The following is a 24,849-nucleotide window of genomic DNA, read 5'->3' on the forward strand; positions in this document are numbered from 1 at the left end:
GGGGAGCGGAGGCAACCGGTGGCAGTGAGCGTGCGCGAGGTCGCGGCGAGGGCGGACGTGTCGGTGGGCACCGTGTCGAACGTCCTGAACCGACCGGAGAAGGTCGCCCCGGCGACGGTCGAGCGCGTCCAGGCGGCGATCGACGAGCTCGGCTTCGTGCGCAACGACGCCGCGCGGCAGCTGCGCGCCGGCCGGAGCCGGAGCATCGGGCTCGTCGTGCTGGATGCGGGCAATCCCTTCTTCGCCGACGTCGCCCGCGGCGCAGAGGCGCGTGCGGAGGAGGAGCGCCTCTCCGTCCTGCTCGGCAACAGCGACGAGGACGCCGCCAGGGAGGACGGCTATCTCGATCTCTTCCGCGAGCAGAGGGTGAACGGGGTGCTCGTCACCCCGGCATCCGACGACGTCGTGAAGCTGCGGCGTCTGCAGGATGCCGGGATACCGGTCGTCCTCGTGGACCACGAGGTGCCGGGGAGCGACTTCTCCTCCGTCTCGGTGGACGACGTCGAGGGCGGCTATCTCGCGGTGCGCCACCTGCTCGAGGTCGGGCGCCGGAAGCTCGCCTACGTCGCCGGCCCGCTCTCGATCGCGCAGGTCGCGAACCGGCTCGAGGGCGCTCGCCGCGCCGTGGCCGAGGTGCCAGGAGCCGAGCTCGAGGTGATCGAGCAGTCGGCGCTGACGGTGTTGAACGGAAGGGATGCCGGTGAGGGCATCGTCGCCCGTGACGCGTCCGCACGCCCGGACGGCGTCTTCGCGGCCAACGACCTCCTCGCGGTCGGCCTCCTGCAGGCGCTGACGATGTTCAGCCATCTGCGCGTGCCGGAGGACATCGCGCTGATCGGCTACGACGACATCGACTTCGCCTCGGCGACGGTGGTGCCCCTGACCTCGATCCGGCAGCCGGCGCAGCTCATCGGCCACACCGCCGTCGAGCTGCTGCTGCGCGCGATCGACGATCCGGACGGCGACTACGAACGTCGGGTCCGTTTCCAGCCGGAGCTCGTCGTCCGGGCGTCGACCGTCGGCTGAGACCTGCCCCCGTCCGGGGCGCCGACGTCTCGGCCGTCGTTCCGCACGCACTTCTTGACAGTGGCGAACGGCACTGGCTAATCTGTTCGCGTTCGTAAGTGAACGTTCACTGTGATCGTTCACGAATGCGCGCCGCAGAGCTGCGGCACTGCGTGAAGAGACGGCGGCCGCTCGTTGCGAGTCGTGTCGTCGTGATGACGAAAGGAACATCGATGTCCCTGCCTCCGTATCTGCGCCGCAGCGTGATCGCGGTCGCGGTCTCCGCCGCGCTCGTCGGGGGCGGCCTGCCCGCCGTGGCGCTGGCCGTCCCCGCTCCGCCCTCGCCCGCCGCCTTCTCCGGGTTCTCCGACAAGGCGGAGCTCCGTGCCGACGGGCGCGCCGTCGTGGCGGAGGAGAGGCTGACGGTGGTCGACGGCTCGGCACCCTCCGGTTCCGGCCGGACGTACTTCGTCGACTCCGAGGGCGGGGACGACGCCTCCGACGGGAGCTCTCCGGCCGAGGCGTGGCGGACGTTCGCGAACGTCAACGGGACCGTCTTCGAGCCGGGCGACCGGATCCTGCTGAAGGCGGGCGGCAGCTGGTCCGCGCAGGGGACCGGGGTGGCCGTCGAGGCCTACGACTACACGACGTGGAGCGGCGGGCGCGGCGCCGACGTGGTGGGGCCGGACGCGACGGCGCTCCTCGCGCCGCGCGGATCCGGCACGGCGGGAGCGCCCATCGTGCTGTCGAGCTATGGCGACGGAGCAGCCCCTGAGCTGAACGGCCGCGGCGTCGTCAACGACGTGCTGCAGCTGAGCGACCAGGAGCACTGGGACATCTCGAACCTCGAGATCAGCAACGAGACCCCCGGCTTCGACCCCGCCGACTTCGAGCCCGCTCGCGATCTCGGTCAGCTGCCCGGCGACGAGAATCCAGCGACGGGCGATCTGCGCGGCATCCACGTCCAGGCCGAGAACGCCGGCACCCTGCGGGGCTACGACATCCACGACGTCTTCATCCGCGACGTCAGCGGCTACACCTGGTCGGTCAGCGGCGCGGGCCTCGATCGCTCGAAGCGCACCGGCGGCATCCTCTTCGAGGGGCTCAAGGGCGATGCGGAGACGGCGTCGCAGTTCGAGGACGTCCGCGTCCGCGACAACTACATCGCGAACACCTCCTTCGCGAACCTCGTCTTCAAGCAGTTCGCCGGCATGGGCACGAGCCGCTATCAGGACCTCGCGCCCGGCTGGGGCGATCGCGCGGCGGCACGGGCGGCGACGGACGGGACCATCACCGAGGACCCGGACTGGCGGCCGCACACCGGCATCGAGATCTCGGGCAACTACCTCACCAACCGCGACACCGAGTACGGCTGGGATGCCATGTACCTCACGAGCGTGCGCGGCGCGACCGTGGAGGGCAACTTCATCGACGGCGCCGGCGTCTCGGGGATCGAGATGTACTACGCCGACGACATCGTCGTGCAGGACAACGAGGTCGCCGAGCTCGAAGGACGCACGGGCGCGGCCGACTCCAACGGCATCGACCCCGATCGCGGGACCTCCAACATCCTCATCCAGGGCAACTACGTGCACGAGTCCGGCGAGGGCATCCTGCTGTGCGGGTTCGGCTTCGGCACCGCCGTCGTGCGCTACAACGTCATCCAGGACATCGACCGCAACTACATCAACCCGCACGGCGACAGCGGCGTGAACGTGGTCCACAACAACCTCATGGTCAACACCGTCCGCCCCATCCGCAACAACACCGTCGGGTTCTTCGAGTCATCCGGCAGCGCCGCGTCCTATCTGACCGCGAAGAATCCCCACCACGTGCTGAACAACGTCTTCCTCAACGCGAGGGAGGACGTCGCAGGCGCCGCGTTCCGCACCGAGTTCCCGGGGGTCCGATTCGAGGGCAACGCCTATCACGGTCCCGGCGTCGTCGCGCCGGCGGCGGACGCCTCGGCGATCGAGGCCGATCCGCAGCTGGCGGGCGACGTCTCGGACGATATCCGCAACGCGCTCATCGGTTCCTCCTCCTCGCCGCTGATCGGGGCGGGGAGCCCTGTGGACCTCGCCGAGATCGTGCCGGGCTTCGACGCCGCGGGCGACGGCGAGGCCAGCGCCTCCGCCGTGGTCGCGGACTTCTTCGGGGTCGCCCCGACGACGCCGCCGGACGTCGGCGCCACCTCGTACATCCCGGATGCCGGGCGCGCCTTCGTCTCCGGGACGGTGTCCGACGCTGATGGCCGGCCGGTGGCAGGAGCCGTGGTCTCCTTCTCCGGCGGCTCCGTCACGACCGACGTGCGCGGACGCTACTCCTTCGAGAACGCCGCAGGCGAGTACACGCTCACCGCGTCGGCGGAGGGATACCAGGACGGCGACGCGGTGCGCCTCTCCCTCGCCTCGCGCGAGAAGCGCGATGTGCCGCTGACGCTCGGCGCCACGACGGCGACCGATGGCGTCGTCTCCGGGCGGGTCACCTCCTCCGGCTCCGGCGTCGCCGGCGCGACCGTCGACGTCGTCAAGGCGGGCGAGACGATCGCCACGACCACGACGGGGGAGGACGGGACGTACGCGATCGAGGAGGTCGCGGCCGGCGACGGGTACACCGTGACCGCAGCAAGGAGGGGCTATGAGACCGCCTCCCGCACGGACGTCGTCGTCGAGGCGGCGCGCACTGTGACGATCGACCTCGTGCTGCGGCGCGAGGCGGGCGCCACGGCATACGCGATCGACGAGACGTTCGACGATGAGGCCACCGGCGCCTTCGCCGAGACCTCCGACGGGGCGCTGATCGGCCTGACGAACGAGGCGGCGGGCTCCGTGACGATCGTGGAGGATCCGGATCGGGAGGGCAACAAGTACCTCCGCATCGACAAGAGCAGCGCGACACGGGCGACGCTCGGCCTGCACAACGCGACCGAGTTGAACCTCACGGGCACCGTCACGATCGAGGCCCGTGTGCAGCGCTCCACCACGAACGGGACGCCGAACCAGCTCGCGATGTACTCGTACACCGAGAGCGACTGGAAGCCGGCCGACCCCTCCGCGTCCACCAATCCGGCCGCCACGCTCGGCTTCGCCGGCGGGAAGATCATGACGCACAACGTGACCGGTGCGAGCACCGTGCGCAACGTCGTCGACTATGCGCCCGGGCAGTGGTACACCGTGCGCAACGTCGTCGACCTCGACACGGGGACGTTCGACTTCTACGTCGACGACCTCGAGACGCCCGTCCTCTCGGATCAGCCGCTGCGGACCAGGGTCGCCGACCTCGACCGCTTCCTGTTCTTCATCAACGGCTCGAACGTCGGAGACCTGCTGATCGACTACTTCCGCGTCAACACCGGGGAGCCGTTCGCCTACGGCGACACGGCGCTGGCCGAGGTCGCCGTCGAGGCCGGCGGCGCGGAGATCGCGCTCACGTCCACCGGTGACGGGACGGGGTTCGCCGGCGAGGTCGATCCGTTCACGGACGTGGTCTCGGTCTCGGCGAGCCCGCGCAGCGGCTTCGCCGAGGTGTCGATCGCGGGGCAGGAGGCGTCGGACGGCACGGCCGTCGAAGTCCCGCTCGCCGCCGGCGAGTCCGGCGAGGACGTGGTCGAGACCGAGATCCCGGTGGTGGTGACCGCCGACGACGGCACGAGCCGGACGTATCGCGTGGTCGTCTCCCGGGTGAACCCCGCGCAGCTGAGCCTGCTCCGGGATCTCTCGGTCGACGGGTTCGGCCTCTCTCCCGCCTTCGAGCCCGATCGCAAGGGCGAGGGTGCGCCGTACACCGTCACCGCGACGCTTCCGGCCTCGGTCTCGACCGTGACCGTCTCGTGGAGCAGGGGCTGGCAGGGGCAGGGCGTCGCCGTCGGCGACGAGCCGCCGTCCGTGGAGGCGACCTCGGCGGTCGTCGCCCTGCACGACGGTGAGAACCGGATCGCGGTGACCGCGAGCTCGGTCACCGGCGAGACCTCGGACTACGTCCTCGTGATCGAGCGGGCGGCGCTCGTCCCGCAGGTCACGCTCTCGGCGGAGGAGGTGCGCGCCGGCGAGGAGATCACGATCACCGTCGCCGGTCTGCGTCCGGGGGAGACGGCGGATGCCGTGCTGCATTCGGAGCCGGTGCCGATGGGCGCGCTCATGGCGGACGACGACGGGTTCGCCCTGCTGACCTGGACCGTCCCCGCCTCGACGCCTGCCGGTGAGCACGAGATCGTGCTCACGCGGGAGTCGGGCGAGCAGCTGCGCGCTCCGGTCACCATCCTCGCCGCCGGCGGCGGCGCTGCGGATCCGGGGCCCGGTACGGCGGATCCGGACGCCGACTCGCCCTCGGAGGGCGGCGACGGGCTGGCGACGACCGGCCCGGATGCCGCGGGGATCCTCGCCCTGGCCGGCCTCGGAGTCCTGCTGCTCGCCGCCGGGGTAGCCTTCCGACAGCGGCGGCGCACGCGCTGATCCCGAGCGCCCCGCCATCCGACGCGAGGGCGGGGCGCTCGGCAGGCCGGCTCCTCAGTGCGGCGCCGGCCCCGTCGACTCCCGCCAGATCACGCGCTGAAGCTGCTGCGCCGGCTTCCTCGGTGCCGGCACGGCGTCCGGTCCGCGCAGCACGGCGACGAGCGCATCCATCGCATTGGCGCCCATCTGCTCGTGATCGACGTCGACCGTGGTGAGCGCAGGCTGCAGGAACTGCCCGATCGGCTGCCGGTCCCAGCCGGTGACGCTCAGATCATGCGGCACGCTCCAGCCGCGCTCGACCGCTCCGCGCACGACGCCGGCGGCGATGAGGTCTCCCGCGGCGACGATGGCGGTGGGGCGATCGTGCTCGGTCAGCTCCGCGACGGCGCGCTCGCCGCATTCCGCCGTCCAGTCGCCCTCGACGACCGTGCCCTCGACGCCCTCGAGCTCGCCGGTCGTCCTCAGGAAGGTCTCGCTGCGGGCGCGGGCGGAGGCGAAGTCGAGCGATCCGGTCACGTGCAGCATCCGGCGATGGCCGAGTGCCGCGAGGCCGCGGACCAGCTCGACCACGGGGGTGGCGTCGGCGAGCTCGGCGATCCCGCGCATGCGGTCGTCGAGGCCGGCGGCCACATGCACCGGCACGGACGTGGCCGGGAGGCGGGGGAGGAGCGGGGCGAGCGAGAGCACGCCGTCGACCTGTCCGGAGTCGATGATCTCGAGCACTCGCTCCGTGCGCTCCTCCGCGCCGCCGTCGATCGAGAGCACGTCGGTCGTGTAGCCGTTCGCGCGAGCCGTCGCCCCCGCCCCGGCCAGCATGCGCACCGGGCTGAAGATGAGCGTCGGCACGACGACGGCCAGGCGGCCCGTGCTGCGGGTGCGCATCGAGCGCGCCACGAGATTCGGGCGGTAGCCGAGCTCGTCCACCGCCGCCTGCACGCGGGTGCGGGTGTCGGGCTTGAGGCTCGCGTTGTCGCGGAAGAAACGGGAGACCGTCTGATGCGAGACGCCGGCGAGGCCGGCGACCTCCATGATCGTCGGGCGCTTCTGGATGCCGGATGTCTGGGCCACGGCGCTCTCCCTCCTCCGGATGTTGACAGCTCTGATGATCGTTCACTATCTTGTCAGAGGATCAAACGTGAACGATCACTTTTTGGACGCCGGCCCGGATGGAACCGGGCCATCGAGGAAAGCAAGAAACCTGGCATGAGCACTCCCTCCCCCCGAATCCGGATGGGCATCATCGGCACCGGCGGCATCGCGCACGCCCATCTGGAGGCGGCCCGGTCGCTGCCGGACGGCATCGACCTCGTCGCGGTCGCCGACGTGGACGAGGCCAGGGCGAGGGCGTTCGCCGAGAAGTACGGCATCGCCGGCGTCCACACGGATGCGGCGGAGCTCTTCGCCGCATCCGCCGTCGACCTCGTGAGCATCTGCACCCCGCCCCGGACGCACGGCCCGCTCGCCGTTCAGGCCGTCCGCGCCGGCGTGATCCCCCTGGTGGAGAAGCCGACCGTGCTGAGCCTCGCCGAGATGGACGAGCTCATGGCGATGTCCGAGGAGACCGGCGTCCCGATCCTCACCGTCTACCAGCACCGCTTCGGGCCCGCCGCCGTCCGGCTTCGCGCCCTCCTCGAGGACGGCGCTCTCGGACGCCCCCTCGTCGCCACCTGCGAGACCCTGTGGGACCGCCAGCCCGACTACTTCGACGTCCCCTGGCGCGGGCGGTGGGCTGTCGAGGGCGGCGGGCCGACGATGGGTCACGGCATCCATCAGTTCGACCTGCTGCTGTCGATCCTCGGGCCCTGGGAGCGGCTGTCCGCCTTCGCCGGCAGGCAGAAGCTCCCCACCGACACCGAGGACGTCTCCGTCGCGCTCGTGGAGTTCGCGAGCGGTGCGCTGGCGACGATCGTCAACTCGATCGTCTCGCCGAGGGAGTCGTCGCGGCTTCGCTTCGACTTCGAGCACGCGACGGTCGAGCTCGAGCACGTCTACGGCTACAGCGACGCGGACTGGACGTTCACCCCGGCCGCGGGGCACGAGCATCTCCTGGAGCGCTGGAACGCCGGCGCCACGGACGAGCGCAGCGCGCACCGCATGCAGCTCGCCGCCATCGTCGACGCGCTGCGCAACGGCGAGCCGCCGCTGGTCGGCCTGCCCGATGCCCGGCGCACCCTGGAGCTCGCGGCGGCGACCTACGCCTCCGCCTTCCGCGGCGAGACCGTCCGGGCAGGGGAGATCGACGCGCTGAGCCCGTTCTACGCGGAGATGAACGGCGGCGCGACGCCCTGGGCTCCCGTCAAGGAGGTGCTCGTATGAGTCTCGCCGCAGCGACCTCCGACGTCGCCTTCACCGTCGTCGACGGCGACGTCGAGCTGCTGCGCTACGTCTTCCGGCCGGACAGCCCGCAGCGAGAGTCCCCGAAGCCCTACCTCGACCCCATCCGCACGCGCTCCGGCCGGGTCGTGAGCCTGTTCCGCCCCTGGGACCACGTCTGGCACAAGGGCATCGCCTGGTCGCTGCCTGTGGTGGACGACGAGAACTTCTGGGGCGGGCCGACCTACGTCCACGGCGAGGGATACGTGCAGCTGCCGAACGACGGCACGCAGGCCCATCGACGCATCGACGCGGCGGAGGTCGCGGGGGGCGTCGCACGATTCGCCCACGACCTGGAATGGGTGACCGAGGACGGCAGGGCGCTCTTCCGGGAGCACAGGGCGATCACGGCGCGCATCCTCGACGGGGAGTCCTGGGCGCTCACGTTCCGGACGAGTCTCGAGAACGTCTCGGACGCGGAGGTGCGCATCGGCTCGCCGACGACGAGGGGGCGCGAGAACGCGGGGTACGGCGGGCTGTTCTGGCGCGGTCCCCGTTCCTTCACCGACGGTGTGCTGGTCACGGCCTCCGGCGTCGGATCGGGTGACGACGTGCGCGGTCAGCGGCACGAGTGGATGGCCTTCGAGGGACGCCACGACGTGGTCGACGAGACCTCGCTGATCGTGATGGTGGACGCGCAGGAGAACTGGCAGCACCCCCCGCGGTGGTTCGCCCGCTCCGAGGAGTTCGCGGCTCTGAACCCCGCGCCGTTCTTCAGCGAGGAGCTGCCGGTCGCCTCCGGGCAGACCGTGACGTTCCGGTACGCGGTCGGCGTGGCCGACGGCGGACGGGAGCGGGCTCCCCGGCTCGTCGAGACCCTCAGGGGGCTGCGGTGAGCGTGTTCCCCGGCGGCGTCGCCGTCACGGACCTCGCCGTCTACGACGGGATGGCGGTCGACGGATGCCGGGGCGGGTCGCCGCACATGCACACGGCCTCGTCCGAGGGCTACGTGGTCGTCGAGGGCGCCGGTGCGGTGGAGACGCTCTCGTCCGCCGGGTTCGAACGGCATCCGCTCGCACCCGGCGACGTACTCTGGTTCACGCCCGGCACCGTGCATCGCCTGGTGAACGACGGCGGGCTGCGCCTGATCGCCGTGATGGCGAACACCGGTCTCCCCGAAGCGGGCGACGCCGTGCTGACCTTCCCTGCGGAGATCCTGGACGATCCGGAGCGCTATGCCGCAGCGGCCGCGCTTCCGGAGGGGGACGGGCGCGAGGCCGCCGTCCGCGCCCGCCGAGATCTCGCGGTCGAGGGCTTCCTCCTGCTCCGCGACGGCGGCGCGGAAGCGCTCGCCGCGTTCCAGGCCAGGGCCGTGCGGCTCGTGCAGCCGCTGGCGGCCGGGTGGCGGGAGCGCTGGGAGCGCACCGTCGCCGCGGAGGCCGAGCGCACGCGCGACCAGCTCGCCGCGCTCTCGGCCGGCACGGCGGGCTCCCTGGGCGCCGCCGAGGTGGTGAGGGCGGCGCCGTCGGGCGCAGAGCGCTCCTTCGGCATGTGCGGGATGCTCCGCACCTGGGAGTGGTCGGAGTGAGGGCGGCGGATGCGTTTTGCGAGTTGCGTTGATTCGTTTCAAAGCCTACGATCACGGTAAACGTTTTCATGTCTGGAACCCGAACATTCGGAATGACAGCACGAAATGGTGAGAGGACGAAGATGTTCCATCGACTGCGAAGGGCGGTGAGGCGCCCGTGAGCTCGCTCAACGAACTCCGAAGGCTCAAGGGGGTCAAACCCCGACGAGGAGACGGCAAGGCCGCGTTCTTCTTCCTGCTGCCCTGGTTCATCGGCCTGTTCGCCGTGACGGCGGGCCCCATGCTGATCTCGCTCGGGCTGAGCTTCACGAAGTACAACCTGCTGCAGCCGCCCGTCTTCAACGGCGTGGACAACTTCATCCGGATGTTCACGGATGCGCGGCTGCACCAGTCGCTCATCGTCACGTTCGTCTACGTGCTCGTCTCGGTGCCGCTGCAGCTCGCCCTCGCTCTCGCGCTGGCCGTGCTCCTGAACCGCGGCGTGCGGGGGCTGGCGTTCTACCGCTCGGTCTACTACCTCCCGTCGCTGATCGGCGGCAGCGTCGCGATCGCCGTGCTGTGGCGCACGGTGTTCGGCGTCGAGGGGCTGTTCAACTCCTTCCTCGGGTTCTTCGGGATCGACGGACAGGGCTGGATCTCCAACCCCAACACGGCGCTGGCCACCCTGATCCTGCTGAACGTGTGGACCTTCGGCGCGCCGATGGTGATCTTCCTCGCCGGCCTCCGGCAGGTCCCCCAGTCGCTGTACGAGGCGGCGAGCGTGGACGGCGCGTCGAAGTGGCGCCAGTTCTTCTCGATCACGATGCCGCTGCTGAGCCCGATCGTGTTCTTCAACCTCGTGCTGCAGATCATCCACGCCTTCCAGTCCTTCACCCAGGCGTTCGTCGTCTCGGCGGGCACGGGAGGTCCTGCCGACTCCACGCTGCTGTTCTCGCTCTACCTCTACCAGCGCGGCTTCGGCAACTTCGACATGGGATACGCTTCGGCGCTGGCCTGGCTGCTCGTGATCATCATCGGCGGCTTCACCGCCATCAACTTCTGGGCCTCGAAGTATTGGGTGTTCTACGATGACTGACCCGACTCTGCGGGACGAACCCGCCACCGCGACCATCGTCGGCGTCCGCACGCAGGCGACGCGCGTTCCCGCCGGCCGCCGGCGCAGGGCGCTTCAGCCGGTGCGATCGGCGGTCAAGCACGTCGTGCTGATCCTCGGTGCGCTGATCATGCTCTATCCCGTCCTGTGGATGGTGGCCAGCTCCCTGCGGCCGAACGACGTCATCTTCCAGGATCCGAGCCTGCTGCTGCAGGACTTCCGGATCGAGAACTACGTCAACGGCTGGAACGCGTTCGCGCAGCCGTTCGGCCACTACCTGATCAACTCCGCGCTGCTCGTGCTCGGCTGCATCCTCGGGAACCTGGTCTCCTGCTCGCTCGCCGCCTACGCGTTCGCGAGACTCGAGTTCCGCGGCAAGAACTTCTGGTTCGCCATCATGCTCATCACGATCATGGTCCCGATCCACGTGATCATCGTGCCGCAGTACATCATGTTCTCCCAGGTGGACTGGGTGAACACGTACATCCCGCTGATCCTGCCCAAGGTGCTCGCGACCGACGCGTTCTTCATCTTCCTCATGGTGCAGTTCATCCGCGGCATCCCGAGGGAGCTGGACGAGGCGGCGCGCGTGGACGGAGCCGGGCATCCGCGGATCTTCTTCCAGATCGTGCTGCCGCTGATGGTGCCCGCTCTCGGCACCACGACGATCTTCACCTTCATCTGGACGTGGAACGACTTCTTCTCGCAGCTGATCTACCTGACCAAGCCCGATCTGTACACGACGCCGCTGGCGCTGCGCGCGTTCGTCGACGCCCAGGCGGCGACGGACTGGGGCGCGGTGTTCGCGATGAGCGTCGTCTCTCTCCTGCCCGTCTTCATCATCTTCCTCGTCGGCCAGCGATTCCTCCTCCAGGGGATCGCCACGACCGGAGGGAAGTAGGCGAGCGCGCCGGGTCCGCCTCGCCAGACACGGCACCATCCAGACCCGCAACACCCCCTACACAGGAGTAAGGAGCCCACCATGAAAGGCAAGAACCTGCGTCGTCTCGGCATCGGAGTCGCTGCCGTCACGACGGCCGCGCTCGCACTGAGCGCCTGCTCGTCGAACGGCGGCGACACGCCGGAGCTGAGCGACGAGCCCGTCACGATCCGCGTCACCTGGTGGGGCGGCGACGCCCGCGCCGAGCAGACCCAGCAGGTCATCGACGCGTTCGAGGACGAGTACCCGAACATCACCGTCGAGCCGACCTACGCCGACTGGGCCGGATACTGGGACCAGCTCGCCACTGCCACCGCGGCCGGAGACGCCGCCGACGTGATCCAGATGGACGAGCTGTACCTGTCGTCCTACGGCGCACGCGGCGCGCTCGCCGACCTGTCGAGCCTCGACCTCGACCTCAGCGGCTTCCCGGAGGACGCGCTGGCCACCGGTCAGGTCGCCGGCACGACGTACGCCGTCCCGATCGGCGTGAGCGTCTACGCGCTCGTCGCCAACAAGGACCTCTTCGACGAGTACGGCGTCGCCCTTCCGGATGACGAGACGTGGACCTGGGGCGACCTCGGCGCCCTGGCCCAGGAGCTCACCGACAAGAGCGGCGGCGAGATCACCGGGATCGGCACCGTCGGGGGCCTGGACACCGGAAGCGTCCGGTACTGGGGGCGCTCGGCGGGCAGCGAGCTCTTCGACGAGGAGGGCAACGTCACGATCGACCCGCAGGCGATCGCGGACATGTGGCAGTATCAGCTCGACCTCACGGCGTCCGGCGCCTCGCAGAGCGGCGACGAGATCTTCGAGGGCTTCGCGGCAGGCATCTCGGCCGGTCCGATGGCGACGAACAAGGTCGCGATGTCGATGGCATGGCACGCCCAGCTCACCGCGCTGCAGGCGGCGAACGGCGGCAACCTGGTGCTGCTGAAGCTCCCCGAGCCCGAGGGCGTCGACCCGAGCTTCTACAAGCCGTCGATGTACTGGACCGTCTCCGGCACGAGCGAGCACCCCGCCGAGGCCGGCCTGTTCCTGGACTACATCCTCAACAACGAGGACGCGGTCAGCATCATCGGCACCGAGCGCGGCATCCCGGCCAACGCGAACACCCTCGAGACGATCGGGGACAGCCTGACCCCGACCGATGCGGCGGCGATCGAGTACCAGGACCGGGTGACGCCCGGCACCGCTCCCGCAGTGGCGCCGAACGGCGCGAGCGGCATCGAGGCGATGCTCCAGCGCTACACGCAGGAGGTCCTCGCGGGGCAGACGGAGCCGCTGGCGGCGGCCGAGGCTTTCGTGGCCGAGCTGCAGGGCGAGATCGACGCCGCGGGCTGACACCCGGTGCGACGGGCACCCCCTGGTCCTCGGATCAGGGGGTATCCGTCGTGTCTCCACGGGTCCCTGTCGGTCTCCCGCGTGCGCACGCGCTACTCCTGTTGAAACGTTAAATCAAGTCTTGTGCGGGGGATCGTCCGGGAGCAGGATGTAGCCGGAAAGCGTTTCCCAATGACGGGGCGCCGATCCTGCGAAACCGAATTCCACTCGAAGAGGAGTATGGACGTGCGAAGAACACTGCGAAGACTGGCCCCGCTCTCGCTGGCGCTGGCGGTCGGCGTCTCCGGGTTCGGGATCGCGCCGGCTGCCGCCGGCGCGACGGCCGAACCGGACCAGCGCCCGATGGAATGGCTGACCAGAGGTCTGGTCGCGGCCGAGGGGGAGGACGGCGTCTTCCTCAGCTGGCGCTACCTGGGCGACGAGCCCGACGGCATCTCCTGGAACGTCTACCGGAAGGACGGCGCCGGCGACTTCCAGAGGATCGCGACGATCGAGCCCCGCGACGTGCAGCCCGAAAGCGACTACGACACGAACCCCGGGATCGTGAAGGAGGACTCCACGCCCTCCGACTACACCGACCCGGACGGCACGGCGTCGTCCGTGTACGAGGTGGCCCCTGTCGTGGACGGCGAGGAGGGCGAGCGGCAGGGCATGAGCGTGCCCATGCTGTCCTCGCTCCCCGGCGCCTCCGGCCAGGCGGGCCGAGGCGCGGTGCACTACATCCCCCTCAAGCCGGCTCCTGCGCCCGTGCCCCTGGCGCACTTCACCTACCGCGGCGACGAGAACCGCTTCGGCGGCAGCGCACGCCTGGACGCCGCGGCCATGACCATCCCCGGAACGGGCGGCCAGAACTGGTACACCGTCGACATGGATCTGCTGCGCGGGTTCCGCGTCGCCTACGAGGAGCAGGAGACCGTCACGCAGGCCGAGCTGGACGCCTGGGTCGACGAGCTCAACGACTACAACACGACGCCGAACGCGCTCGGCGTCGCCTCCTACGAGGAGCCGAGGGAGCTCGAGAACTCCCTCGAGGACGGCAGGATCGGCAAGGCCCTCTACGAGGAGCTCGAGGGCGAGTTCATCACCTACGTCGAGAACCTGGACGCCGGGGAGTCGCTGCCCTATGCGCACACGGATGACGGCGCCATCGAGACCTCGCCGAGCGCCGCCTACTCCACGCACGACATGACCGTCGGCGACTTCGACGGCGACGGCGAGTACGAGATCGTCGTGAAATGGCGCAGCACCCAGGTCGACCCGATGTACTCGGAGCCGATCTTCGGCGGCAACAGCACCACGACGGCTCCCGAGTACATCGACGTCTACAAGCAGGACGGCACGCTGCTGTTCCGCGTGGACATGGGGTACAACGTCCGCGCGGCCAACGACCACGAGACGACGCTGTTCGCGCAGGACTTCGACGGGGACGGCCGGTCGGAGCTCATGCTCAAGACCGGGCTCGGAACGCGCATCGGCAACTGGGACGAGGCGTCGCAGTCCGTCGTCTACCCCGACACCCTGCAGACCGTCGTCGGCGGCGAGGACGGGCTTGCGACGACGACTGAGGCGTTCAAGAGGTACTTCGCCGAAGGCGACGACGAGTCCCTGGACGCCTACTGGTCCCTGCTGAACAGCTTCAGCATCGCCTACCGCAGCCCGACGGTCGGCGGCGGCAACGACGGGCCGAACGATCCGGAGCTCAAGCGCTGGATCAAGACCTATCACGTCGGCCCCATCGGCCCGGCCAAGGACGACCAGGAGTTCTTCTCCGCGTTCGAGTGGGATGCGGATGCCGGCAAGGGCGTGCTCGTGGACAGCGAGACCTATCCCTTCCCCTATGAGGCGTCCGTCGACGGCGAGAACTGGGCGATGACCCCCGCCTCGCAGCGCGGCAACTACTCCTACCTGGCCTTCCCCGGGCCGGGGTCCGGCTCGTCGGCTGATGACTACAAGGCGCAGATCCTCGCCGAGCACGAGGCGTACTGGCTCGAGCATCCGTGGAAGCCGGCGGCCTACGGCGACGCGCAGGGCAATCGTCCCAACCGCTACGTCGGCGTCGTGGCTGCTCTGGACGGCGTGCACAACTTCGCCGTCTCCCAGCGCGGCTACTATCACCGCACCACCTTCGCCGCCTTCGACATCCGTGGCGGAGAGGTGCACCTGCAGGCGTCCTTCGACTCCGCGGATCCGCAGTACTGGTCGCTCGGCGGCAGCGCCTACGACTACCAGAACCGGGGCAACCACTTCACGACCTCGGCCGATCTCGACGGCGACGGGCGCGACGAGATCGTCATGAAGGCGATGGTGCTCGACCTCTCCGCCGATGGGACGAAGATCCTCCCGCGGGTGCTGAACGGCGATGTCATGCCCACCATCGAGGGCACGGACGGCGTGCCGCCGGTGGCCGGTCAGTTCGAGTTCGCGACGGATGAGGTGCGCGACAACCCGGACAACGTCTGGGCTCCGCTGCGACACGGCGATCGCAGCGCGCTGCTGCCCGTCGACAAGGAGAACAACATCCGCGAATGGTCGGGGATGGAGGAGCATCTCCTGGACGACATCCGCACCGGTCGCCAGACCGGCTGGATTCCCGGTCCGTCGGGATACGACCCGCTCAAGGGCAAGCGCGTCGATGAGAACGGCGACATCGTGACCGAGAACTCGCTGATCTTCGGGGTCTACTCCGGAAGCGACGACGAGGGCAGCGTGGCGGGGAACTTCTCCCACCGGTGGCCGGGCGCGCAGGCAGGCTCATCCGGGTCGACGCGAGAGGTGCGCAGCATGGTGACGGGGGAGATCCTCGCGACCACGAACTCCGCGCGCGGCATCGCCCAGGGCCAGAACGCCATCTGGTTCGGCAGCGGGCTCACGCACATGGGCGTCAACGGGGCGACGGTGAACAGCATCGACGACCAGACGTTCGCGGCGACCTCCTACCTCGCGACCGGACTCACCTCGACAGGCAACAAGAGCACGCCGACGCTGAAGGCCGACCTGTTCGGCGACTGGCGCGAGGAGCTCGTGCTGCGGGCGAGCGGCAACCGGCTCGGCATCGTCACGACGCTCGCGCCGACCGAGTACGGCATCCGGACCCTGATGCACGACCCGATGTACCGCAATGGCGTCGCGAACAAGAACACCGGATACGACCAGGTCGGATTCGCGGGCTTCTACCTCGGCGACGAGGCGTCGCTCCCGCAGAAGCGCACGGACATCGTCATCACGGCTCCGGACACGACCGCGCCGAAGGTCACGGTCAAGCCGGAGTCGAAGGGCAGGGACGGCGTGTACAGCTCCGTCTCGTTCAAACTCGCCGACGCGGGCAAGGTCGACCGGATCGTCCTCAACGGGGTCGAGAAGGACCTGTCCGACGATGTCTACTCGGACCTGAACGGCGTCAAACCCGGCGTCTTCGGCGGCAAGGAGGGCGCGAACGAGCTGAAGGTCTACGACGTGGCGGGCAACGTCACGACGCTCGCCTTCACGCTCGACACCACGGGCCCGACCGCGACGGTGAAGACCGGACCGGGTGACACGGTCGGCTCCGCCGAGGGTGGTTACGAGCGGATCTCGTTCCGCCTGCACGACGCGAACAAGGTCGACCGGGTCGTCCTCAACGGGGTCGAGAAGGACCTGTCCGACGACGTCTACTCCGATCTGAACGGCGTGAAGCCGGGCGTGTTCGGAGCCGTCGAGGGGGCGAACGAGCTGAAGGTCTACGACGTGGCGGGCAACGTCACGACCGTCGACTTCGCACTCGTCGCGCCGATCCCGGCCTGGGACTCCGCGAAGGCCTACGGCGCGGGCGACGAGGTCTCCTACGACGGCGTCGTCTACGTCGCCCAGTGGTGGACGCAGAACGAGAGGCCGGGCAGCACCGCGACCGGATCGTGGATGCAGCAGGGCGAGCTCGTCGCGGATGCCGGTGAGGGCGTCCGCGCCTGGACCGCATCCTGGGTCTACACGGGCGGGGAGACCGTCGCGCACGACGGCCACGCCTACAAGGCGAAGTGGTGGACCCGCAACCAGGAGCCGGGGGATGTCAACGGGCCGTGGCAGGATCTCGGCGCGTACTGACGACAGTCCGCGGTGCGCAGGGCCGGTCCGAGAGGGCCGGCCCTCCGTCGTCCGTCGGCGGACGAAGTGGGGCTCAGTCCTCCGGGTCCGTCCGGATCGGTGTCGTCCTGGTGTCCGGGTCCGTCGGCGCACCCGGGCCGGAACGGCGTCCGCGGCGGTGCCTGAAGTGCCAGATCGTCCCGATGAGGCACGCGATCGCGCAGAGGACGAAGCCGGAGCCCAGCGCCCACCGGGGGCCGAACTCGTTGGCGACCCAGCCGATGAGCGGTGCTCCGATCGGAGTCCCTGCCGCGACGACGGCCATATGGATCGACATGACGCGTCCGCGCAGCTCCGGGATCGTCGCCGTCTGCACGTAGCCGTTCGCCGTCGTGAAGGTCGAGACGCCCGCCAGGCCGATGAAGACGGTCGTGAAGGCGAACGCCCAGAAGTTCGGCATGAGCGCGGCGATGAGCGCGAAGGACCCCATCGAGGCGGCCGCGACGATGATGAGCCGGATCCTGGCGCGTTCGCGCGCCGCGGCGAGGAGGGCGCCGATGAGGGAACCGATCGCCATGATCGAGGTGAGCAGGCCGAACTGCTCAGGACCGGCACCGAACTCGACCGCCATCGTCGATGCGAAGAGCGGAAAGTTCATGCTGAACAGTCCCAGCAGGGACACCATGACGAGGACGACCCGCAGATCGGAGCGGCGCCAGACGTAGACGAAGCCGGCGAGCGTCTGCCCGCGCCTCCGGGGCACCGGAGGCGTCGCGCGCAGCTCGCCTCTGCGCATCGTGAGAAGAGCGATCAGCAAGGGGATGAACGTCACCGCGTTCAGGAGGAACACCCACCCTGACCCGACGAGGGCGATGACCACGCCGGCGGCTGCGGGACCGATGAGGCGAGCGGCGTTCATCGAGGCGAGGTTGAGGGCGACGGCGTTGGACACGTTCCGGTCGTCGACCAGGTTCGAGACGAACGTCGTGCGCACCGGCTGATCCACCGCGCCGACGACTCCGAAGGCGAGGGCGAACAGGTAGATGTGCCAGAGCTGCGCGTGGCCGGTGAGGAGGACGACGCCCACGGCGACCGACAGCAGCCCGAGGAGCGTCTGCGTGATCCCGAGGAGGATACGGCGGTCGAAGCGATCGGCGATGTACCCCGTGACGGGCACGAGAAGGATCTGGGGAGTCAGCTGGAACGCCATCGTGACACCCGTGGCGATGGCGTCGTTGTCCGTCAGCTCGGTCAGGACCACCCAGCTCTGCGCGGTGGACTGCATCCAGACGCCGACGTTCGACACCAGCGCGGTGAAGAACCAGGCACGGAAGTTGTGCCCGGTGAGCGAGCGGAAGACGCCTTTCATCGTCGAGCAGTCTACTCGTTAGCAAAGCTTATTAGAAATGCTAAGTAAAATCTTGACCGGCCCGCGGAACCACGGATAGTGTGACCGGACGACGGCAGGCGAACGTCTGCGCATCGTCGTGGTCATCTCTGAGAGGTTCTGCAGTGTCAACGATTCCGAAGTGGGAAGTGTTCGAGATCGAGCTCTCGTCGGAGGAGGTGTACGAGAACCCCTTCCTGGACGTCGAGCTGCGCGCGACGTTCACGCACGGCGGGACGAGCGAGACGGTCGACGGCTTCTACGACGGCGAGGAGGACGGGCGTCACGTCTGGCGGGTGCGTTTCGCCCCGATGGACGAGGGCCGGTGGTCCTACCGCACCGAGTCCGGGGACGCGGCACTGGTCGCCGAGGGCGGGTTCGACTGCACGCCGCCGGTCTCCTCCGGTTCGCTGCGGCTCAGCTCGCGGTTCGGCAACTGGTTCGAACGCGAGGACGGCTCGCACACCTTCATCGCCAACGACGGCTGGTTCCCGCATGTGGCCAACCGTGTCGGCCGCACCAGCGACTTCGGCTTCGAGGACGTCGACTTCCCGCAGCCGAGCGAGGCGGACTGGTATCTCTACCTCGACTTCCTCGCCGAGCACCGGATCAACTTCGTCGTCGACATCGCCCAGCTGTACGCACGCCAGTCGACGATCACGGACACCTCGTTCCGCTGGCCGTGGAAGGTCCTCGACGCCGAGGCGAACAAGGTCGACAGGGACCGGTTCAACCTGGACTTCTATCAGCGCGCCGACCGTCAGGTCGCGTATGCGAAGGACAAGGGCATCTTCTTCGCGATGGAGCTCCTCTATGACAACTCCGTCGTCCGGCCGAGGGAGTGGGGCAATCATCCGTCCAACGTGGCCAACGGCGGCTGGCTGGAGGGCGATGCCGACGGCGTCGGCTGGAGCGCGTGGTTCGACCTGGACAACCCGGTGCACATGGAGTACGTGCGCCGGTACGTCCGCTACACCTGGGCGCGCTACGGGGCGTACTGGAACGTCGTGTGGTCGATCGGGTCCGAGAACGGGAACCTCGCGAGGATCAACGACGAGCGTCTCCCGCAGGCGTTCATCGCCCCGGAGATCCCGGCCGCCTGGTACGCGTACTGGGTCGACTTCCTGAACCGCCGCGACCCCTATGCGCGGCTGAAGTCCTACGGCGACGCCGGACGGCAGGAGCTGATGGTCTCCAGTGCCTACAACAACTTCATCATCACGCAGGATCCGCGCAACTATCCCAAGGACGACGTGCGGCACGGATGGCGCGCGATGAACGCCTTCGGCGAGATGATGTGGAAGTTCGGGAGGCCGGTGGTCGTCGGCGAGATGACGGCGGGGAACAACGGTCAGTACGACGCGGAGCGCCGGCTGTACTGGATCGCCTTCACGGCGGGGTATGCGATGGGGAGATCCGACCGGCACTTCGCCACGATCGTGGACGGCAGGCTCGCCGAGTCCGCGAAGTTCGACCTCGACGGCGCGCCGCCGATCTACGAGGACATCCGCAGGCAGGTGGAGTTCGTGGAGAGCCGCGGCGTGCGCTTCTGGCGGATGCGCCCGAACGACCGTCTGATCGACACTCCGGACGATCTGGTCTACTGCCTGGCCGCGGAGGATGAGGAGTACGTCCTCTACTACGCCGAAGGCGGCGAGGCGTCGCTGGACGCGCCCCGGGGGCGCGGCGAGTGGTTCAACCCGCGCGACGGCCAGGCGCAGCTGTTCTCGGTCGAGGCCGGACGACGCACCTTCACGGCGCCCGATGAGGGCGACTGGGTGCTCTACCTGCGCGCGGAGTGACCTCGTGGGGTGCTCGCGCGAGGCGGGGTCATTCGGTGGCGAACCGCTCCATGATCTGCGCTGCTCGTGCGAGCACCTCGCGGGACTCCGCGTCCAGCGTGCGCAGCCTCGCCGTCAGCCATGCGTCCCGCTGGGCGATGGTGGTGCGGACCACCTCGGCGCCCGCCGGGGTGATGGCGAGGAAGAAGCGGCGCCGATCCGCGTCGTCGAGCTCTTTGGTGAGGTATCCGCTCTCCTCCAGCGAGTGGGTGGTTCGCTTCATCGAGGGAGCGGAGACCCGCTCTCGCTGCGCCAGCTCGGACAGGGTGTGCGGTCCGAAGCGATTGAGGACGGCGAGTGCGCCGAACTGCGTGTCCGTCAGCGCGCCGAGGGCGAGCTCGGAGCGCAGGCGCCTGGCCAGACGGAATGTTGCGAGTCGGAGCTCTGTGCTCTGCTGTGCGATGGAACGCGCCATGGAACGAGCATACCCGTTAGCATGGCTAAGAAGTTCTCAGGTCGCGCGCCGCGTCGCCGACATCGGGTGGCTCTGTCGGGACGAATGCTTGACAGCGGGGCTCGGTTCGGAATAGCTTGTGCGCTTGAAACGTGTCAACGTCTCGTGCACTCGAGATGAATAACTATTCAAGGAGGAATGGTGTATACAGCAACGATGCGCCACCCGGTTCGGACGTCGGCCCTGCTCGCGGTCGTCGCCATCGGCGTCGGCTCGCTGGTGGGCTGCAGCAACGGCGGCGACGCAGAAGGCGGCGGAGGTGACCTCGGCACCTTCGACTACCTCGCGGCCAACGAGAACGCCATCATCCGCGACGAGCTCGCGACGCTCGGTGCGAGCGGAGGCGCATGCGAGGCCGCCGAGGAGGCGATGCCCCTCAAGGTGGAGACCCTCCCGCAGGGCGACGTCACCCAGCGCGTCACGCTCCTGGCCAGCCAGGACGCGCTCCCCGAGATGTTCATCGCGCCGACCGCGCCGCTGCGTCCGGGCGGCGCCCTCGGCGATGACGAGACCGTGGTCAATCTCGAGGAGAAGCTGACCGAGCTCGGAGTGATCGACGACGTGCTCCCCGCCGCGATCGCCGCCGTGAAGAACCAGTACGGCGACCGCTTCGTCTCCCTGCCGTACCAGTTCAACATCGAGGGCATCTTCTACAACAAGCAGATGTTCGCCGACCTCGGTCTCGAGGAGCCGAAGACCTGGGACGAGTTCCTCGACGCGTCCGACGCCATCCAGGAGTCCGGCAAGCAGCCCTTCGTCGTCGCGGGCTCGCAGGCATGGACCATCCTCCGCTGGGTCGGGAACTACATCTTCCGCGACCTCGGCCCCGACGCCATGCAGAAGGTCGCCGACGGTGAGGCGAAGCTGACCGACCCGGAGTACGTCGAGGCGATCGCCGCCGTCGCCGACCTCGGGAAGTACCTCGGCCCCGGCGTGGCGACGATGGACATCCAGACCGCCACCTCGCAGCTGCTCACCGGCGAGGCCGGGATGATGTACAACGGCTCGTTCATGCTCGCGGACATCAACAACGAGGAGCTGAACCCGCTCGGTCCCGACGCCTTCGGCTTCATGCCGTTCCCCGCCGTCGAAGGCGGCAAGGGCGACATCAACCAGTACCCGGCCAACGCCGGGGCGGCGACCTCGATCTCCACCAAGCTCGACAACGAGGGAGTCGACGCCTGGCTCACGTGCATCGCCGAGAACTTCGGCTCCAGCGTGATGAACAACCAGGGCACGATCTCCGGCTTCGCCCTCAACCAGGACGTGCAGGACGTTCCGCCGCTGACGGCCGAGATCCAGGAGATCATGACCGGCGTGGACGAGACGGTGCTGTGGTTCGAGGGCCCGCTCGGGCAGCGCGGCGTGCAGGCGGCCGGTGAGGGAGCCGTGCCGCTGATCACCGGCTCCCAGACCCCGGAGCAGTTCGCCGAGATCATCCAGGCCGCGGTCGATGAGGATCTGGCCGGCAGCTGACCGGTCCGCGGCGAGGGACGGCCGGCGCCTGCCGCAGGCGCCGGCCGTCCGATCCGCCGCTCGGCGTCCGACCACGGAGAACCTCACGGAGAGACGAGTTACCCGCCCATGAAATCAGTCTTCGCGGACCGGAAGACAGTCGTCCTGCTTCTGCTGCCCGCCCTCCTCTTCTACACCGCGGTGAAGGGCGTGCCGGTCCTGTGGTCGTTCGCCCTGTCCTTCTTCCAGGGAGACCTCCGCGGGTTCGACTTCGTCGGCCTGGACAACTTCGCCAAGCTGTTCACCGACGCCCAGTTCGGAGCCTCCGTCCTGACGAGCGTGAAGTACGCCGTCATCGTGACGATCGGCCAGGTGCTGCTGGGGTATCTGCTCGCGCTCTTCTACGTCTTCGTCCTGAGGCGCTCCTCGGCGTTCATCCGGACGATCATCTTCTTCCCGACCGTGCTGCCGACCGTCGCGATCGCGCTGCTCTTCAAGAGCTTCTTCGAGGTCGCGCCCCGGACGGGCCCCGTCAACGCCTTCCTCGGCATGTTCGGCATCGAGTCCATCGACTGGCTGGGGCAGGCGGACAGCGCCTTCATCGTCATCGTGATCATGGAGCTGTGGGCGTCCATGGGCTTCTACGCCGTGCTGCTGTATGCCGGACTGCTGGACATCCCCGAGGAGCTCATCGAGTCCGCCAGGCTGGACGGCGCGAACGGGTGGCAGGTCGTGCGCAACGTCGTGCTGCCGCTGTCGGCGCCGGTGCTGCTCTCGGCCGTCATCTTCAGCTTCAACGCCACGCTCAAGGTCTTCGACTCGATCTACGCGCTCACCCAGGGCGGGCCGGGCACCGCGACCCAGCCCCTCACGCTCTACATGTTCAAGACGACGTTCACGTTCCAGGACTACGGCTACGGCTCGACCCTCGCGGTCGCGCTGACCGTCATGTGCCTGCTCGTGACCGTGCTGGTCTTCGGATCGGCGCGCAAGGACCGGACGAAGGCCTAAGACGATGTCGACGATGCTCACCCCCTCCGCCATGACCGAGACCCAGGCGATGCTCGCCCCCGGACGGCTCCGCTATCCCCGTCGCCGGCTCACCGTCGCCCGCGCGCTCCGTTCGATCCCCGCCCTCATCGGGATCGTCGTCCTGCTGGTCGTCGGGCTGTACCCGATCGCCTGGCTCTTCCTGAGCTCCTTCAAGACGCAGGCCGAGTTCATCCAGGGCTCGACCTTCGCGCTCCCCGAGTCCTGGAACTTCCAGAACTACGTCGACGCCTGGACGACGGGCGACATCGCGCAGAACTTCCTGAACTCCGTGATCGTCACCGTGCCCTCGCTCGCCATGGTGCTGGTCTTCGGCGTCGGCGCGGCCTTCGCCCTCGAGGTGATGATCTGGAAGGGACGCAGCATCACGCTGCTCTTCTTCGTCTCGGGCATCATGATCCCCGGGCAGATGATCCTCGTGCCCCTGTTCATCTCCTACTTCCAGCTCGGCATCAGCGGCACCTACTGGCCGATGATCATCACCTACACCGGGCTCGGGATGCCGTTGACCGTGTTCATGATGGCCGCATACTTCCGCGCCATCCCGAGGGAGGTCTTCGAGGCGGCGACCATCGACGGCGCCAGCATGCTGCGATCGTTCTTCTCCATCGGCCTGCCGATGGTGCGCAACTCGCTCTTCACCATCGGGATCGTCCAGTTCCTCGCGATCTGGAACGACCTGCTCATCTCGCTGACGTTCACGACCAATCCCGACCTGCGGCCGATCCAGGCAGGCCTGCTGAACTTCAGCGGGGAGTACGGGCAGATCAACTACGGCCCGCTGTTCGCCGGCATCTGCATCAACGTGTTCGGCCTGCTCGTGCTCTTCGTGGCGCTGAACCAGAAGATCATGAAGGGGCTGGCGGGCGGAGCGCTGAAGGGATGATCATGAAGACACGAGAGGAGGCGGCGCCGTGACGGACGACGCGTCGGTGGTACTCGGCAGGACCGGCATCGTGGGAGGCCGCATCACCGTCGGCACGTCGGTGCTCGGTCGCGGCACGACGCCGGGCAGCGTCGCCGAGCAGGATGCCGTCGACCTGGCGGTCGCCATCCTCGACGGTCCCTTCCCGCTCATCGACACCTCCAACATCTATGCCGACGGCCGGAGCGAGGCCGTGCTCGGCCTGGCCTCACGAAGGGGCGCGGGCCCAGGGCGCACGATCATCACGAAGACGGACCGGGACGTGCCCACCGGGCGCTTCGACGCCGACCGCGTGGTGCGCTCCTTCGAGGAGAGCGCCGAGCGCCTCGGCGTCGAGCGGATCCCCCTGCTGCACCTGCACGATCCGTACACGATCGGCTTCGATGAGGCGCGCGGTCCCGGAGGCGCGATCGCCGGGATGCTGTCGCTGAAGGAGCGCGGGCTGGTCGATGCGATCGGGATCGCGGCGGGGAGGGTCAGCGTCGTGCGTCCGTACGTGGAGTCCGGCGAGTTCGATGCCCTGCTGACCCACAACCGCCACACGCTCGTCGACCGCAGCGCCGTCCCGCTCATGGAGGCGGCGCACGAGAAGGGGATGGGCGTGTTCAACGCGGCTCCCTTCGGCGGCGATCTGCTCTCGCGCGGAGCGCGGGACGGCGCGTCATACTTCTACCGGCCCGCGAGCGCTGAGCTGCTCGAGTGGACGCGCCGCGCGGCACAGGTGTGCTCCGATCACGGGGTGTCCCTCCCGGCGGCCGCGCTGCACTTCTCGCTGCGCTCGCCGCTCGTGCACTCGACGGTGGTCGGCGTCTCGCGTCCGGAGCGGCTGCACGAGCTCGTCGCGCTCCGCGACACGGTCGTGCCCGAGACGCTGTGGGCCGCCCTGGGAGCGATCGGGCCAGCCCCCACGCCGATCGAGGACTGATCGCCCCTTAATCCATCGCCCC

The 24,849-nt window shown here is 68.9% G+C and carries 17 protein-coding genes; 14 read left to right on the plus strand and 3 right to left on the minus strand.

Going from position 1 to position 24,849, the window contains the following annotated elements; genetic code table 11:
- Window positions 1-18 precede the first annotated feature (18 nt).
- Together ACYVGQ_RS17950 and ACYVGQ_RS17955 are read left to right on the plus strand one after the other, a co-directional pair.
- A complete protein-coding gene (locus ACYVGQ_RS17950; RefSeq protein WP_460786051.1) occupies window positions 19-1,026 on the plus strand; it encodes a LacI family DNA-binding transcriptional regulator in 1,008 nt (335 codons plus the stop codon).
- A 212-nt stretch (window positions 1,027-1,238) separates the two neighbouring features.
- Window positions 1,239-5,456, plus strand: a complete 4,218-nt coding sequence (locus ACYVGQ_RS17955) for a carboxypeptidase regulatory-like domain-containing protein (protein WP_460786052.1) — start codon at window positions 1,239-1,241, stop codon at window positions 5,454-5,456.
- Window positions 5,457-5,510: 54 nt separating this feature from the next.
- On the opposite strand, the gene ACYVGQ_RS17960 is transcribed toward ACYVGQ_RS17955, so the two are convergent.
- The gene (locus ACYVGQ_RS17960) at window positions 5,511-6,524 is read right to left on the minus strand and encodes a LacI family DNA-binding transcriptional regulator (RefSeq protein WP_460786054.1); all 1,014 of its coding nucleotides are present in this window, start codon (window positions 6,522-6,524) and stop codon (window positions 5,511-5,513) included.
- A gap of 135 nt (window positions 6,525-6,659) precedes the next feature.
- On the opposite strand from ACYVGQ_RS17960, the gene ACYVGQ_RS17965 reads away from it, so the two are divergent.
- The 7 genes from ACYVGQ_RS17965 (at window position 6,660) to ACYVGQ_RS17995 (ending at window position 16,811) form a co-directional block, all read left to right on the plus strand.
- Window positions 6,660-7,772 (plus strand): Gfo/Idh/MocA family protein, encoded by a 1,113-nt coding sequence (locus ACYVGQ_RS17965; protein WP_460786055.1) that lies wholly within the window; start codon window positions 6,660-6,662, stop codon window positions 7,770-7,772.
- A complete protein-coding gene (locus ACYVGQ_RS17970; RefSeq protein ID WP_460786056.1) occupies window positions 7,769-8,665 on the plus strand; it encodes a DUF6807 domain-containing protein in 897 nt (298 codons plus the stop codon). The genes ACYVGQ_RS17965 and ACYVGQ_RS17970 overlap by 4 nt, the downstream gene beginning before the upstream one ends.
- On the plus strand, window positions 8,662-9,357 hold the full coding sequence (locus tag ACYVGQ_RS17975; protein WP_460786057.1) for a cupin domain-containing protein: 696 nt from the start codon (window positions 8,662-8,664) through the stop codon (window positions 9,355-9,357). Before ACYVGQ_RS17970 ends, ACYVGQ_RS17975 begins: the two co-directional genes overlap by 4 nt.
- A 157-nt stretch (window positions 9,358-9,514) precedes the next feature.
- Window positions 9,515-10,432 carry a carbohydrate ABC transporter permease gene (locus ACYVGQ_RS17980; protein ID WP_460786058.1) on the plus strand — a complete coding sequence of 306 codons (918 nt, stop codon included), beginning with the start codon at window positions 9,515-9,517 and terminating at the stop codon, window positions 10,430-10,432.
- Window positions 10,425-11,351, plus strand: a complete 927-nt coding sequence (locus ACYVGQ_RS17985) for a carbohydrate ABC transporter permease (protein ID WP_460786059.1) — start codon at window positions 10,425-10,427, stop codon at window positions 11,349-11,351. The genes ACYVGQ_RS17980 and ACYVGQ_RS17985 overlap by 8 nt, the downstream gene beginning before the upstream one ends.
- An 81-nt stretch (window positions 11,352-11,432) precedes the next feature.
- Entirely contained in the window at window positions 11,433-12,734 is a 1,302-nt protein-coding gene (locus tag ACYVGQ_RS17990; protein ID WP_460786060.1) for an ABC transporter substrate-binding protein, read from the plus strand.
- A gap of 225 nt (window positions 12,735-12,959) precedes the next feature.
- The gene (locus tag ACYVGQ_RS17995) at window positions 12,960-16,811 is read left to right on the plus strand and encodes a rhamnogalacturonan lyase family protein (RefSeq protein ID WP_460786061.1); all 3,852 of its coding nucleotides are present in this window, start codon (window positions 12,960-12,962) and stop codon (window positions 16,809-16,811) included.
- A gap of 73 nt (window positions 16,812-16,884) precedes the next feature.
- Here ACYVGQ_RS17995 and ACYVGQ_RS18000 read toward each other — a convergent pair whose 3' ends face one another.
- Window positions 16,885-18,159 carry an MFS transporter gene (locus tag ACYVGQ_RS18000; protein WP_460786062.1) on the minus strand — a complete coding sequence of 425 codons (1,275 nt, stop codon included), beginning with the start codon at window positions 18,157-18,159 and terminating at the stop codon, window positions 16,885-16,887.
- Between the two features lie 143 nt (window positions 18,160-18,302).
- On the opposite strand from ACYVGQ_RS18000, the gene ACYVGQ_RS18005 reads away from it, so the two are divergent.
- A complete protein-coding gene (locus ACYVGQ_RS18005) occupies window positions 18,303-19,979 on the plus strand; it encodes a DUF5060 domain-containing protein (protein ID WP_460786063.1) in 1,677 nt (558 codons plus the stop codon).
- A 28-nt stretch (window positions 19,980-20,007) separates the two neighbouring features.
- Here the strand turns inward: ACYVGQ_RS18005 and ACYVGQ_RS18010 are convergent, their stop codons facing one another.
- Window positions 20,008-20,433 (minus strand): MarR family winged helix-turn-helix transcriptional regulator, encoded by a 426-nt coding sequence (locus tag ACYVGQ_RS18010; RefSeq protein WP_460786064.1) that lies wholly within the window; start codon window positions 20,431-20,433, stop codon window positions 20,008-20,010.
- Between the two features lie 177 nt (window positions 20,434-20,610).
- On the opposite strand from ACYVGQ_RS18010, the gene ACYVGQ_RS18015 reads away from it, so the two are divergent.
- The 4 genes from ACYVGQ_RS18015 to ACYVGQ_RS18030 all read left to right on the plus strand — a co-directional run bounded on the left by ACYVGQ_RS18015 (window position 20,611) and on the right by ACYVGQ_RS18030 (window position 24,827).
- Entirely contained in the window at window positions 20,611-21,948 is a 1,338-nt protein-coding gene (locus ACYVGQ_RS18015; protein ID WP_460786065.1) for an ABC transporter substrate-binding protein, read from the plus strand.
- A 108-nt stretch (window positions 21,949-22,056) separates the two neighbouring features.
- Window positions 22,057-22,938, plus strand: a complete 882-nt coding sequence (locus ACYVGQ_RS18020; protein WP_460786066.1) for a carbohydrate ABC transporter permease — start codon at window positions 22,057-22,059, stop codon at window positions 22,936-22,938.
- A 13-nt stretch (window positions 22,939-22,951) separates the two neighbouring features.
- Window positions 22,952-23,863, plus strand: coding sequence for a carbohydrate ABC transporter permease (locus ACYVGQ_RS18025; protein ID WP_460786067.1), 912 nt, complete (start codon window positions 22,952-22,954; stop codon window positions 23,861-23,863).
- A gap of 28 nt (window positions 23,864-23,891) precedes the next feature.
- Window positions 23,892-24,827, plus strand: coding sequence for an aldo/keto reductase (locus ACYVGQ_RS18030; RefSeq protein WP_460786068.1), 936 nt, complete (start codon window positions 23,892-23,894; stop codon window positions 24,825-24,827).
- Window positions 24,828-24,849 lie beyond the last annotated feature (22 nt).

Source organism: Microbacterium tumbae, from assembly GCF_054780175.1.

Excerpts from the sequence above, each read along its gene's own strand:
- ACYVGQ_RS18000 (WP_460786062.1), bottom strand. The coding sequence starts at position 18,159 with ATGAAAGGCGTCTTCCGCTCGCTCACCGGGCACAACTTCCGTGCCTGG.
- ACYVGQ_RS17985 (WP_460786059.1), top strand. The coding sequence starts at position 10,425 with ATGACTGACCCGACTCTGCGGGACGAACCCGCCACCGCGACCATCGTC.
- ACYVGQ_RS18015 (WP_460786065.1), top strand. The coding sequence starts at position 20,611 with ATGGTGTATACAGCAACGATGCGCCACCCGGTTCGGACGTCGGCCCTG.
- ACYVGQ_RS17970 (WP_460786056.1), top strand. The coding sequence starts at position 7,769 with ATGAGTCTCGCCGCAGCGACCTCCGACGTCGCCTTCACCGTCGTCGAC.
- ACYVGQ_RS18010 (WP_460786064.1), bottom strand. The coding sequence starts at position 20,433 with ATGGCGCGTTCCATCGCACAGCAGAGCACAGAGCTCCGACTCGCAACA.
- ACYVGQ_RS17965 (WP_460786055.1), top strand. The coding sequence starts at position 6,660 with ATGAGCACTCCCTCCCCCCGAATCCGGATGGGCATCATCGGCACCGGC.
- ACYVGQ_RS18025 (WP_460786067.1), top strand. The coding sequence starts at position 22,952 with ATGCTCACCCCCTCCGCCATGACCGAGACCCAGGCGATGCTCGCCCCC.
- ACYVGQ_RS18020 (WP_460786066.1), top strand. The coding sequence starts at position 22,057 with ATGAAATCAGTCTTCGCGGACCGGAAGACAGTCGTCCTGCTTCTGCTG.
- ACYVGQ_RS17990 (WP_460786060.1), top strand. The coding sequence starts at position 11,433 with ATGAAAGGCAAGAACCTGCGTCGTCTCGGCATCGGAGTCGCTGCCGTC.
- ACYVGQ_RS17955 (WP_460786052.1), top strand. The coding sequence starts at position 1,239 with ATGTCCCTGCCTCCGTATCTGCGCCGCAGCGTGATCGCGGTCGCGGTC.